This is a genomic window from Sphingomonas oligophenolica, assembly GCF_039522915.1.
Lineage (GTDB): Bacteria > Pseudomonadota > Alphaproteobacteria > Sphingomonadales > Sphingomonadaceae > Sphingomonas > Sphingomonas oligophenolica.
The window spans coordinates 23576-36837 of sequence record NZ_BAAAEH010000037.1 but is presented as its reverse complement, the minus strand read 5'-3'; the positions used below and the strand labels follow the sequence as shown (position 1 = coordinate 36837).

Annotated in this window: 8 protein-coding genes; 4 read left to right on the top strand and 4 right to left on the bottom strand. The window is 66.6% G+C overall.

The window, feature by feature from the left end:
• Positions 1-120: 120 nt before the first annotated feature.
• Positions 121-393 carry a hypothetical protein gene (locus ABD050_RS18615; protein ID WP_343890991.1) on the top strand — a complete coding sequence of 91 codons (273 nt, stop codon included), beginning with the start codon at positions 121-123 and terminating at the stop codon, positions 391-393.
• An 86-nt stretch (positions 394-479) separates the two neighbouring features.
• Positions 480-872, top strand: coding sequence for a response regulator (locus tag ABD050_RS18610; RefSeq protein ID WP_343890990.1), 393 nt, complete (start codon positions 480-482; stop codon positions 870-872).
• A gap of 175 nt (positions 873-1047) precedes the next feature.
• Here the strand turns inward: ABD050_RS18610 and ABD050_RS18605 are convergent, their stop codons facing one another.
• The 4 genes from ABD050_RS18605 to ABD050_RS18590 form a co-directional block, all read right to left on the bottom strand.
• Entirely contained in the window at positions 1048-2724 is a 1677-nt protein-coding gene (locus ABD050_RS18605) for a glycoside hydrolase family 43 protein (RefSeq protein ID WP_343890989.1), read from the bottom strand.
• Positions 2724-4502, bottom strand: a complete 1779-nt coding sequence (locus tag ABD050_RS18600) for an IlvD/Edd family dehydratase (protein ID WP_425542485.1) — start codon at positions 4500-4502, stop codon at positions 2724-2726. The genes ABD050_RS18605 and ABD050_RS18600 overlap by 1 nt, the downstream gene beginning before the upstream one ends.
• 70 nt (positions 4503-4572) lie before the next feature.
• Entirely contained in the window at positions 4573-5652 is a 1080-nt protein-coding gene (locus ABD050_RS18595; RefSeq protein ID WP_343890988.1) for a LacI family DNA-binding transcriptional regulator, read from the bottom strand.
• Positions 5653-6163: 511 nt separating this feature from the next.
• Positions 6164-8317 (bottom strand): alpha-glucuronidase family glycosyl hydrolase, encoded by a 2154-nt coding sequence (locus ABD050_RS18590; RefSeq protein WP_343890987.1) that lies wholly within the window; start codon positions 8315-8317, stop codon positions 6164-6166.
• Positions 8318-8467: 150 nt separating this feature from the next.
• Between ABD050_RS18590 and ABD050_RS18585 the strand changes: the two genes are divergently transcribed.
• Both ABD050_RS18585 and ABD050_RS18580 read left to right on the top strand, forming a co-directional pair.
• Positions 8468-10873, top strand: a complete 2406-nt coding sequence (locus ABD050_RS18585) for a glycoside hydrolase family 3 N-terminal domain-containing protein (protein WP_343890986.1) — start codon at positions 8468-8470, stop codon at positions 10871-10873.
• 32 nt (positions 10874-10905) lie between these two features.
• Positions 10906-13260, top strand: coding sequence for a glycoside hydrolase family 3 N-terminal domain-containing protein (locus ABD050_RS18580; RefSeq protein ID WP_343891022.1), 2355 nt, complete (start codon positions 10906-10908; stop codon positions 13258-13260).
• Positions 13261-13262 lie beyond the last annotated feature (2 nt).

Sequence of the window (13262 nt, the reverse complement as noted above, 5' to 3'; positions counted from 1 at the left end):
GGACGCGTCGCGTGCGTGTCGGAAAAGGATTTTCCCGTCCTGGCGCGTTGCGTCGCCGGCATTCGCTTTTCGGCAAGAATTACGCGCTAAGGTGCATCGGCGCGCTGGAGGGTGCTGTAATTGATCGAGATCGAAGTCCAGAACGAGACGAACCAGACCCAGGTCGGGCTGCGCTTCGCCGCAGTCCCACGGATTGGTGAGGGCCTGCGGCTGCGCCAGCCAGACGGCTTCTGGGCGTCTTATGACGTAATCGACGTGTGGTACCAGAAGGCCGAGTTCGGCGAGATCTGGGTGCCTTATATCCACGTCCGCATGACGGAAGCGGACCAGGCCGTGGTCGCCGCGGCGAGCAAGGTCCTCAGCCAGAAGGAACCGCAGTCATTAAGGGTCTGATCAAGCGCCTGAGCCCGGAGGCCGTCGGCCGAAGCGCTCTCCTGTCCGCGGAAGCCGAGCAGCAGGTCGCGGCGGCGCCTGCGCCCGTGCCCGCCCCTGCCGCGCCGCCGCGCCAACTGCGCTGCCTGCTGGTCGACGATTCGCGCGTGATGCGCAAGGTCGCCAATCGAATCATCTCCGATCTCGGCTATCAGGTGATCGAGGCCGAGAATGGCGAGGAGGCGCTCGCCCGCTGCAAGGTGGCGATGCCCGACCTGATCCTGCTCGACTGGGAAATGCCGTTCATGACCGGGGTGGAGTTCGTCGCCGCGCTGCGCCGGATCGACGGCGGGGTGGTCCCGAAAGTGGTGTTCTGCACTTCCAAGTCGGAGACCACCGACATCTATCAGGGCATCGGTGCCGGCGCGGATGAATATGTCACCAAGCCGTTCGATCAGCAGACGCTGCTGGCCAAGCTGCAGCGGATCGGCGCGGCATAAGACCTTACCCCGAGAGCAGGGCACTTCCGGTATAAGCGCGTGCGGTGTCCCCGCGGCGGCTTCGGGCCGCTGACATAGGCTGCTGCGTGCCTGAAGCAATTCAACTGCCCGATGCCGATCGGCGATTCGACCGCCTGAGCCTGTGTCATTCCCATGTATGACGGGCGGGCCCCGGTCAGTCCTCGCCGCCGGCCCGCGCAAACGGCCCGATCATCGCGCCGATGAACCCGCCCGCATGTTTCGTGCTGAGCAGGGTCGCGTCGAGATCCTTCGCCAGCACATGCCACGCTCCGTCAGCGCCGGCGTAGAGAAAGTCGCACGCAGCGCCGCGCGTCACGATGCGCAGTCGAACCGTTGCGCCGGCAAAAGGCGCTGAGGCGATGACGACGCCGTCAGCCGGATCGCCACCGCCGTCACGCTTCTCGATCTCGATTACCGTTCCGCCAGCATTGCGCGCCAGCGAGAGGGCATAGAAATGCGCCGTGTCCTGCACCAGCGCGATTCCCGCCCGGTCGCCCGCCCGGGCCGGCGCGAAGCTCAGCCGGGTCTCGGCGCTTGCCCAATGATGCTGCAGCCGGCGCCCGAGAAACGAGACCTGGCCGGTGCCACCGATCGCGACCGGCCGCGCGTCGATCGCGAGCGCGCCTTGCGCCAGCCTGCGCCAGCCCGTGTCGGTCGCCCGCATCTGCACCCAATAGCGCGCAAGGCTGCCCCCCGCGAAGTCGTCGCGGACATGGAAGGCACCGTTCATCGGCGCCGCCGCCGCGGGCTGATGCGGCAGGTCGGGGCGGCGATGGACATAGGGGATGGCCGCGCCCGGCGCAGTCACCTCGGGCCAGCCATTCTGCCAGCGCACCGGCAGCAGGAAGGTCTCGCGGCCGATCGTGTAGAAATCGCCCTTGTACGGTCGCGTGCCGAGGAAGACGCTCCACCAGTCGCCCTTCGGCGTGGCGACGAAATCGGCATGGCCGGTCGAGGTGATCGGAAGCGGCCGCCCGGGATCGAGCGTGCGCTGGGTCAGGATCGGGTTGACCGGGCCGGGCTCATAGGGACCTGTTACCGACCGGCTGCGGAACGCCACTTCGCTATGGTTCTCGGCGGTCCCGCCCTCGGCCGCGATCAGATAATACCAGCCGTCCTTCCGGAAGAGATGCGGCCCCTCGATCCAGATCGGCTTGTCGGCCGGGTGTACCCCGCCATCGACGATCACGCGCCGCGCGCCGACGGGCTTCAGCGTAGCCGTGTCGAAGCGCTGGATCCAGATCGCGCGGTGGCCGTCATAAAGCGGCTTGCCCTCGGGTGGGCCGTTGTTGAGGATCCAGGCCGACCCGTCCGCGTCGAAGAACAGCGAGGGGTCGATCCCGTCGATCGCGTTCCAGTGCGGGTCGGACCATGGCCCCGCCGCGCTCTTCGCGGTCATCACGAAATTGCCGCCGCAATCGACACAGGTGCCGGCGAGATAGAAAGTCCCGGCACGATAGCCGATGTCGGGCGCGAAGATGCCGCGCGACAGGCTGATCTGCTTGAAATCGAATTGCCCGGGCCGGTCGATCGCATTGCCGATCTGGGTCCAGGAAACGAGGTCGCGGCTGTGGAACACCGGCAGGCCAGGGAAATAGCTGAAGCTGGAATTGACGAGATAATAGTCGCGGCCGACCCGGAGAATCGAGGGATCGGGATAGAAGCCCTGCAGGATCGGGTTGCGATACGCATCGGGCCCAGCCTTCACTGCGCGATCGACCGGATCCTCGCCGCGATAGTCGAACCAGGCGAAGCGTGCGACCGGCGCGACCGGCCCCGCGCCAAGGAGCGGCAGCGCCAGCAGCGCGGCAATCACGGCCCGGACGCGCATCAGTGGTTATGCCGCGGCGTCTTGGCCGAGATGCCGCGATATTTGATCGCCATCTCGAGCACCGCGCCATCTTCGAGCTGCCCGGTCTTCTCGCGGTACAGCTCTTCCCAGGGGGTATGGCTCTCGGGCATCGGCGGCGCGGGCTCTCCCTTGCGGCGCGCGATCTCGGCATCGTCGACCAGCGCGTTGCAGGTCCCCGCATTGAGATCGATCCGGATCACGTCACCGGTGTGCAGCCAGGCAAGCCCGCCGCCGACTGCGCTCTCGGGCGAGGCGTTGAGGATCGAGGGGCTGTCCGACGTCCCCGACTGCCGGCCGTCGCCAAGCGTCGGCAGCCAGGCGATACCGCGCTGGATGAGGGCGTCAGGCGGCTGCATGTTGACCACCTCGGCTGATCCCGGCCAGCCGATCGGTCCCGCGCCGCGAATGACGAGCACGCAATTTTCGTCGATGTTCAGTGCGGGATCGTTGATCCGGTGGTGATAATCGTCCGAGCCGTCGAACACGATCGCGCGCGCTTCGAAAATGCCTTCCTTGCCGGGGTGGCTCAGATAGCGCTGGCGGAATTCGTCCGAGATCACGCTCGTCTTCATGATCGCGAAGTCGAACAGATTGCCGGTGAGCGCGAGGAAGCCCGCCTTCTCCTTCAGGGGCGTGTCGAAGGCGCGAATCACCTCGCGGTCGCGCGCCTCGCGTCCGACGATATTCTCGCCGATCGTCTTGCCCGTGACGGTGAGGCATTCGGTGTCGAGCACCCCGCCTTCGGCCAGCTCGCAGAGAATCGCCGGCACCCCGCCCGCGCGGTGAAAGCGCTCGCCGAGAAAGCGTCCCGCCGGCTGCACATCGGCGAGCAGCGGCAGGTCATAGCCATGTTCGGTCCAGTCGGATGGATGAAGCTCGACTCCGGCATGCCGCGCCATCGCCATCAGATGCGGCTGCGCGTTGGAGGAGCCGCCGATCACCGTGATCGCGCGGATCGCATTGAGGAACGCCGCCCGCGTGAGGATCTTCGACGGGCGCAGATCCTCATAGGCCATGTCGACGATGCGGCGGCCGGTCTCGTACGCGATCTGGCCGCGCTCGCGGTACGGCGCGGGGATCGCCGCGCAGCCGGGTAGCGACAGGCCGAGCACCTCGGCGACTGCGTTCATCGTCGAGGCAGTGCCCATCGTGTTGCAATGGCCGGCGGACGGCGCGCTGTCGGTCGCGCGGCGCAGGAACTCCTCCTCGTCGATTTCACCCTTGGCGAGCTTGCGGCGGGAGCGCCAGATCACGGTGCCCGATCCGACCAGCTCGCCCTCGTGCCAGCCGTCCAGCATCGGCCCGCCCGAGAGAACGATCGCGGGGATATCGACGGTCGAGGCGGCCATGATGCCCGAAGGCGTCGTCTTGTCGCAGCCCGTCGTCAGCACCACGGCGTCGATCGGATAGCCGTACAGGATCTCGACCAGCCCGAGATAAGCGAGGTTGCGGTCGAGCGCCGCGGTCGGGCGCCGGCAATTCTCGAAAATAGGGTGAGTCGGGAATTCCATCGGAATGCCGCCCGCGTCGCGGATGCCTTCGCGGGTGCGCCGGGCGAGATCGACATGGATCCGGTTGCAGGGAGAAAGGTCGCTGCCGGTCTGGGCGATGCCGATGATTGGCCTGCCGCTGCGCAGCTCGGCTGCCGTAATGCCGTAATTCATGAAGCGCTCGAGATAGAGCGCAGTCATGTCCGACCGCTCCGGATCGGCAAACCAGTCACGCGACCGGAAGGCCTTTACGGGTTCACGCTGCACTGGTCTCTCCTGAAAAACTGTCGTTGGTACCGGTAACGTAAAGCGGCGGTCGCCACAATCGGGAGCGCCATCAGGACGGACGTGACGCCACCACGGGCGGTCGGCGACGCGGTGCCGCATCGGACTGGCGGCGCACCAGCGTGAAATCGAGCTGGATATGGCTCGGCTCTTCACGCTGCCCCGCACGACGGCCGCGTATCTCCTTTGCGAGCAGTTCGACGGCGGCCAACGACATGTCGGTGATCGGTTGGTGTATCGTTGTCAATTCCGGCCAAATGGTCGTGGCGAGGGCGGTGTCGTCGAACCCGCAGACGGTCAGGTCACCCGGCACGTCGAGCCCGTGGCGATGCGCGACCGCGACAGTGGCCGCCGCCATGTCGTCATTGCTGGCGAAGATCGCCGTGGGTGGATTTTCCACGACGAGGAGCTGCTCGGCGACGTCGAGGCCCGATCGGTAGGTGAAAAGCCCCTGGACGACCAATGCTTCGTCATAGGCCATGCCGACAGCGGCGATCGCGTCGCGATAGCCGGCGAGGCGGCGCGCGCTCGCGGTCTGGTCGGGATTGCCGATGATGAAGCCGATGCGCTGATGGCCGAGCGCGGCGATATGCCGCGTCATCTCGAAGGCGGCGCGGTGATCGTCGATGCTGACCGCGGAGAAGCCGGGGCTCGGGTCGCCGCTCGCGACCGTGACGGCGAGACCGTCCATCTCGCGCAGCACGGCAAGCAGGCCTTGCGAATCGCACAGCGGCGGCGGCAGCACGATTCCCTCGACGCCGCCGGCCAGCAGGCGCCGCGCCGCCGCGTCGGCATGTTCGCCGGCATCGCATTTTTCGACGACGAGCTGGACGTTGGCGCGGGTCGCGCAATCGAGACTGCCGACCAGGAATTCGCTGAGATAGGCGGCGCTCGGGTTGCTGTAGAGCAGGCCGATCCGGATCGGCTGGGCGCCGGCGAGGCTGCGCGCCGCCGGGTTGGGCGAATAGCTGAGCGCCGCGATGGCCGCGTTCACCAGTTCGCGGGTCGCCGGGCGGACACTGGTCTCGCCGTTCAGCACCCGCGATACCGTCATGGGGGAGACGCCGGCTTTGCTGGCCACGTCGCTGATCGTGGCGGTGGTTCGTTGCCGTCGGGACGGTCGGTGTTTCAAGCGTCGTGCTCCCCTCGCCCTATCGCTTTGCTGGTGCGATGCGGTGCACAAGATCGGCGGATTTTACAAGATGGGCGGCCGACCTGCGCCAGCCGCCCCAGGGGAGAAAAATCGGCATGGGCAGCGAGGGCGGCCCATGCCGTAGTGAGAAGGGCAGCGGGAAAGGGATACCCGCCATCCTCCGCATCAGAAGCGGCCGCGAAGGCCGGCGAAGAAGGGCGCGTTCGGGCGCTGAAAGCTGGAGCGCTGCTGCGCGTTGAAGATGGCCATCAGGTCAAGGCTGAGCTCAGGCAAGCCCGTCCCGGCTGTGCCAGACGGTCGCGGCCCGCAGTCGAAGGCCATCGACGACCTTGCGGTATCATTGCCATTCCATCCCTCCTGCAGACCTCTGTCGGGTCAATGCGCGCCGCCTCATCCTCGACGAATGGTAGCGATCACATTGATTGCTATGCTGATGTTTCCCGTCTGTCAATCCCGCCGATGCCAGGGTAGGGTTCTCTCATGGTAGCGGTTACTTCCCAGGCTCATAGGGGAAAGTCACGGCTTCATACTCGGCCAGGCTGCGCGCCGGCGGCGCCTCTCCGGCGGGGAGCGGGCGGCCGGACACGCTGGCGAAGTAAGCAAGGCACGCATCGCGCCACCACTGCGCCTCACGCTGCTGGATCGAGAGGAAAATATCGGTCTTGGCGTATCGCTCGGGATCGATGAGCGGCTGGATCGACCGCCATTTGCCATGCATGTCGGCAACCTGGGACACGCCGAGCGTATAATGGGCGGCGAGCTCCTCCCACAGGGTCCTGCCCGATGCCATGGGATAGTCCCAGCCGACATGGTGGAACCATAGCAGGTTGCGCTCGGGCGTCGTCTTCGGGTCGGCGAACATCGCCGCGACATGCGGCGCATATTGCGCGACGGCATTGCTTCCCGTTTTCGTCCGGTCGAAGCCGATGCCGGTCGCATCGGCCTTGTGATAATAGACCGGGTTCCATTCGGGCCGCGCGAGCTCATGCACCCAGGGCGCCGGTCCGTAGTGATGGCCGGTGCCCATCATATGAGCGAGGCCGAGCGGCTCCATATAATTCACCACTGCCTCGCGCGAGGTCGTCATCATGTCGACGACCGTCGAGGTTACCTGAGGATTCGGGCCAAAGGTCAGCTCTGACCATTCGCCCGCCACCGTCTTTGCCGAGGCGTCGGGGTTCCAGGCCATGCGGCCGAACACGAACCAGTTGGCCTGGTTGAAGGTGGAACCCGCCCAGTCCCGGTCGCTGCCGATATTGGCGACGCCCGCCATGCCGGTCAGCGCGTGATGGTCGAGCGAGCCGTCGATCACTTTCGCGACGGTCGATCCCTTGCCGTGCGCCCAGGTGTCGGCCTGGAGCGCCTCTTCGTAGAGCGGCCCGAGATAGACGAGGTGAGTCGCCATGCCGAGATATTCCTTGGTGATCTGGAACTCCATCATCAGCGGGGTCCCGGGCATCGCGCCGAACAGGGGGTGGAAGGGCTCGCGCGGCTGGAAATCGATCGCGCCGTTCTTCACCTGGACGATGACATTGTCGGCGAACCTGCCGTCCAGCGCCTTGAAGTCGTCATAGGCCTGTTTGGCGCGATCTTCGGGATTCTCCTGCGCATAGACGAAGGCGCGCCACATGATCACGCCGCCATGCGGCTTGACTGCGGCGGCGAGCATGTTTGCGCCGTCGGCATGGCTGCGGTGATAATCCTGCGGGCCCGGCTGCCCTTCCGAATTGGCCTTGACCAGGAACCCGCCGAAATCGGGGATGGCCGCATAGATCTCGTCGGCCTTCGCCTTCCACCACGTAGCGACGGCCGGATCGAGCGGATCGGCTGTCTTGAGATGCCCAAGCTCGATCGGCGCCGACCAGCGCGCCGACAGATAGACCTTGATGCCATAGGGCCTGAACACATCGGCAAGCGCCGCTGCCTTGACGATATAGGGCGCGGTCAGGCTGTCGGCCTTGGCGTTGACGTTGTTGAGGACGGCGCCGTTGATGCCGATCGAGGCGTTCGCACGGGCATAGTCGGTGTAGCGCGGGCTCTTGAAGTCGGGGAGCTTCCACCAGTCCCAGATCGATTGCCCGGCATAGCCGCGCTCGACGGTGCGATCGAGATTGTCCCAGTGATCGAGCAGACGCAACTTGAGCTTCGGCGCCGCGCTGATGTCGAGACCGTCGATCGGCAACCCGCGCTGGAGACGCTCGATCAGCGCGAAGCTGCCATAGAGCACCCCGACCCCGCTATTGGCCGCGATGACCGTCACGGCCTTGCCGTCGATCGTCGCGCTGCGGATCACATAACCTTCGCTGCCCAGCGAGCCGAGCGGGAGGTTCAGCGCCTTGATGCGGGGTTCGTCCGCCGTGCCGAGCAGGATCGCGCCGGGCACGACGCTCTGGCTGTAGTTCGGTACCTGGGCGCCGAGCATGCCGGCCAGCGCGCGCTCGATTTCCTCGCCTGCCTTGATGATCGACTGATCGTGGCGATCCACATCATAGACCAGGGCTGCTGCCTGGGCGCGGTCCCGCGCCTGGATCCCGGCGGGCAGCGGGCGATAGCGCAGCCACAGGTCATAGCCGTCCTCGGCATATGCGGGCATGGCGCCGGCCAGAAGCAACACGCTCGCGCACCACGCGATCAGCCGACCCATATATATCCCTCTCGAGCGAACCGCGGCGCTCGATTGGCGGCCATCGGCAATTGACAGACATTGCCCGACTTAGCATGGTAGCGCTATCAGAAAAAGGCGGTGGCGCGGCGGCCTGGCCGACGACTCCGTATCCACAGGAGGGGTCTCTTCATGCCGTCAACCGCCGCGTCGCTCTTTGTCCGCCGTTCGCTCATTCTCCTGCTCGCCTGTGCAGCGCCGGTAGCGCTGGGCGCGGCATCGCCGCCGCCGGCGGCGGTGGAAGCGCATCCGCTCTACAAGAATGCCAGCGCGCCGGTCGACGCGCGCGTCGAGGACCTGCTCAAGCGGATGACGCTCGAGGAGAAGGTCGCGCAACTGCTGACGGTCTGGCAGGAAAAGACCAAGATGCTCGACGCCAACAAGCGGATCGACATCGCCAAGGTCGCGGCGCTGTACCCGGATGGCCTTGGCGGCTTCTCGCGCCCCTCTGATGCTGACGGTCCCTCGTCGCCGCGCGTCGTCCCGCGTCGGGGCATCAAGAGCACGGTCGAGCTGGTCAATGATCTGCAGCGTTACGCGCTGACGAAGACCCGGCTCGGCATCCCGATCCTGTTCCACGAGGAAGGGCTGCACGGCTATGCCGCGGTCGGCGCGACCAGCTTCCCGATCCCGATCGGTCTCGCCTCGAGCTGGGATCCGGACATGATCCGCGCGATCAACGTCGTCGTGGCGCGCGAGATCGCGGCGCGGGGCGTCACGCTTGCGCTGTCGCCTGTGGTCGACATCGCCCGCGATCCGCGCTGGGGCCGCATCGAGGAAACCTTCGGCGAGGACCCCTATCTGGTCGGCGAGATGGGTGTCGCCGCGGTCGAGGGGCTCGAGGGCGCCGGCAAGCCTGAGAAGCTCGCGCCCGGCAAGGTCTTCGCGACGCTCAAGCATCTGACCGGCCACGGCCAGCCCGAAAGCGGCACCAATATCGGCCCGGCGCCGATCTCCGAGCGCGAGCTGCGCGAGAATTTCTTCCCGCCCTTCGAACAGGTGATCGAGCGCGCCGGCCCGGGCGCGGTGATGCCCTCCTATAACGAGATCGACGGCAGGCCGAGCCACGCCAACACCTGGTTGCTGCACGACGTGCTGCGCGGCGAATGGGGCTTCAAGGGCGCCATCACCAGCGACTATTACGCGATCGACCAGCTTCAGGACATTCACCACATCGCCGCCGACAAGGCCGCGGCGGCGCTGCTGGCGCTCAATGCCGGGGTCGACAGCGATCTGCCCGAGGGCGGCAGCTACAAGACGCTCACCGCCTCGGTCCGCGCCGGCAAGGTCCCCGAAGCCCTGATCGACGATGCCGTGCGGAAGATGCTCGAGATGAAGTTCCGCGCCGGGCTGTTCGAGCATCCCTATGCCGATGCCGCGGCAGCGGTGAAGATCACCAACAATGCCGAGGCCCGCGCGCTGGCGCGGACCGCAGCCGCGCGGTCGATGGTGCTGCTCAAGAATGACGGCGTGTTGCCGCTCTCGCTTCCCGCGGCGGGGGCTGCGAAGCCGACCATCGCGGTGATCGGTCCAAGCGCAGCGGTCGCCCGGCTCGGCGGCTATTATGGCGAGCCGCCGGTCACCGTCTCGATCCTCGACGGCATCAAGGCGAAGGTCGGCGCGCGCGCCAACATCGTCACTTCCGAAGGCGTCAAGATCACCGAGAATGACGATTGGTGGGCTGACACCGTCACCCTCGCCGATCCGGCCGAGAATGTGAAGCGGATCGCCGCCGCGGTCGAAGCGGCCAAGGGCGCCGACACGATCGTGCTGGCGATCGGCGATACCGAGCAGACCAGCCGCGAAGCCTGGGCCGACAGCCATCTCGGCGACCGGTCGAGCCTCGATCTGGTCGGCCAGCAACAGGATCTGTTCGATGCGCTGAAGGCGCTCGGCAAGCCGATCGTGGTGATGATGATCAACGGCCGGCCGCTCTCGATCAACAAGGTCGCGGCCGGCGCCAATGCGGTGATCGAAGGCTGGTATCTCGGCGAGCAGGGCGGCAACGCAGCCGCCGACGTGCTGTTCGGCGACGTCAATCCCGGCGGCAAGCTGCCGGTGACGATCCCGCGTTCGGTCGGGCAGTTGCCGATGTTCTACAATTACAAGCCTTCGGCGCACCGCGGCTATCTGTTCGGCGAGGCGACCCCGCTTTTCCCGTTCGGCTATGGCCTCAGCTACACCAGCTTCTCGGTTGGCGCGCCGCAGCTGTCGAGCCCGACGATCCGCCCCGACGGGCAGGTCGAGGTCAAGGTCGAAGTCCGCAATACGGGCAAACGCGCCGGCGACGAGGTCGTCCAGCTCTATGTCCATGATCTGGTGAGCTCGGTGACTCGGCCGGTCAAGGAATTGAAGGCGTTCAAGCGCGTGACGCTCCAGCCGGGCGAGGCAAGGACGTTGAGCTTCACGCTCGATCACCGCGCCTTCGAGCTGTGGAATGTCGACATGAAGCGAGTCGTCGAGCCGGGCCAGTTCGATATCATGGCCGGCCCGAACTCGGTCGATCTCAAGGCCGCGACGCTCACCGTCACCCAGTGAGCATCGTGGCGACACCGATTGGCCGGCGCCAGATGCTTGGCTGGCTTTCCTCGGCATCAGTGCTTGCGCTGACGCCGGGGCTCGCTTTCGCCAGGACGCCACGCGCTCTCTACCAGGATGCGCGCGCGCCGATCGCCGATCGGGTGAGGGACCTGCTCGGGCGGATGACGCTCGGGGAAAAGGTCGCGCAGATGATCGCGCTCTGGGCGACCAAGGCCGATGTGATGGACGGCCTGGCGTTCGATCCAACCAGGGCGAGCACTGCCTATCCCGACGGCATCGGCCAGATCTCGCGCCCGTCGGACAAGCGCGGCGGACCCGGGATCAGCGCCGCCGAGGGCGGCACCGCGGCGCGCTGGCGGACGCGGGCAGACAATATCGCCTTCAACAATGCCGCGCAGCATTGGGCGATGGAAAAGACCCGGCTCGGCATCCCGATCCTGTTTCATGAAGAAGCGCTGCACGGTTTCATGGCCACCGAGGCAACGAGCTTTCCCCAGGCGATCGCGCTGGCGGGCAGCTTCGACCCCGGCCTGGTGCGGCGCGTCAACAGCGTGATCGCGCGCGAGGCCCGCGCGCGGGGCGTGCCTTATGTATTGTCTCCGGTCGTCGATATTGCCCGCGATCCGCGCTGGGGGCGGATCGAGGAGACGTTCGGCGAAGACCCGTATCTGTGCGGCGAGATGGGCGTCGCCGCGGTCGAAGGCCTGCAGGGGGTCGGCAAGAACGAGCGGCTCGCGCCCGACAAGGTGTTCGCGACGCTCAAGCACATGACCGGCCATGGCCAGCCGCAATCGGGCACCAATGTCGGCCCGGCCGAAATTTCGGTGCGCGAGCTGCGCGAGAATTTCTTCCCGCCCTTCCGCGCCGTGGTCGAGCGCACCGCGATCGGCGCGGTGATGCCCTCCTACAACGAGATTGACGGCGTGCCGAGCCACGCCAATCGCTGGCTGCTGCACGACGTGCTGCGCGGCGAATGGGGTTTCAGCGGCATCGTGGCGAGCGATTATGGCGCTGTCGAGGAACTCGACCGGATCCATCATGTCGCGCCCGATCGCGACGCCGCGGCGCGGCTGGCGCTGGCCGCCGGGGTGGATTGCGAGCTGCCTGACGGCCTCGCCTATCGCGGGCTGGCCGAGCAGGTGCGCAGCGGAACGGTCAGCCAGGCAGCGATCGATACTGCGGTCGCACGCCTCCTGGCCTTCAAGTTCCGCGCCGGGCTGTTCGAAAATCCTTATGGCGACGCCAGGCTCGCCGCGACGATCACCGGCAATGCCGAGGCCCGGGCGCTCGCGCTTGAGGCGGCGCGCAAGAGTCTCTGCCTGCTCAGCAATGACGGCACTCTCCCGCTCAAGGCAGGCACGCAGAAAGTCGCGGTGATCGGCCCCAATGCCGCGATCGCCCGGCTCGGCGGCTATTCGAGCTTCCCGAAGCAGCGGGTGAGCCTCCTCGACGGAATCCGCGCAAAGATCGGCGACGCGGCCGTGGTCCATGCCCAGGGCGTGTTCATCACCACGACCGAGGACCTTACCGCCAACGAGGTGGTGCTCGCCGATCCCGAGAAGAACCGCGCGCTGATCGCCGAGGCGGTCGAGGCGGCGCGCGGCGCTGACGTGATCCTGCTCGCGATCGGCGACACCGAGCTGACCAGTCGTGAGGGCTTCGCGAAGAACCATCTCGGCGATCGCGCCGATCTCGATCTGCTCGGCGAACAGAATGCCCTGTTCGAGGCGCTCCATGCGCTCGGCAAGCCGGTGGTGGTCGTCGCGATCAACGGGCGGCCTGCGAGCTGGCCAACTGTGGCGGCAAAGGCCAACGCGATCCTCGAATGCTGGTATGCGGGGCAGGAGGGCGGCACCGCGATTGCCGAGGTGTTGTTCGGCGACGTCAATCCCGGCGCCAAGCTGCCGGTCACGGTGATCCGCGATGTCGGGCAGGTCCCGTTCTTCTACAACCACAAGCCGAGCGCCCGGCGCGGCTATCTGTTCGATGATGCAGCGCCGCTGTTCCCGTTCGGACACGGGCTGAGCTACACCAGCTTCGAGATCGGCGCGCCTTCGCTATCGGCCTCGCGCATCGCGACCGACGGCACCGTCACCGTCATGGTCGACGTCATCAACAGCGGCAAGCGCGCCGGCGACGAAGTCGTCCAGCTCTATATCCGCCACCTCGATGCCTCGGTCACCCAGCCGGTGATGGCCTTGAAGGCCTTCGAGCGCGTCACGCTCGCCGCCGGCGAAACGCGCACGCTGCGCTTCACGCTTGGGCCGGAGGCTTTCCGGATCTGGAATGTCGACATGAAGGAAGTCGTCGAGCCGGGCCGGGTCGAAATCATGGCCGGCAACAGTTCGGCCAGGGTACAATCGGCGATCGTCACGATCGCCTAGCT

Coding starts and splice junctions, on each gene's coding strand:
- ABD050_RS18590 (WP_343890987.1), bottom strand. CDS start 8,317: ATGGGTCGGCTGATCGCGTGGTGCGCGAGCGTGTTGCTTCTGGCCGGC.
- ABD050_RS18580 (WP_343891022.1), top strand. CDS start 10,906: ATGCTTGGCTGGCTTTCCTCGGCATCAGTGCTTGCGCTGACGCCGGGG.
- ABD050_RS18585 (WP_343890986.1), top strand. CDS start 8,468: ATGCCGTCAACCGCCGCGTCGCTCTTTGTCCGCCGTTCGCTCATTCTC.
- ABD050_RS18605 (WP_343890989.1), bottom strand. CDS start 2,724: ATGCGCGTCCGGGCCGTGATTGCCGCGCTGCTGGCGCTGCCGCTCCTT.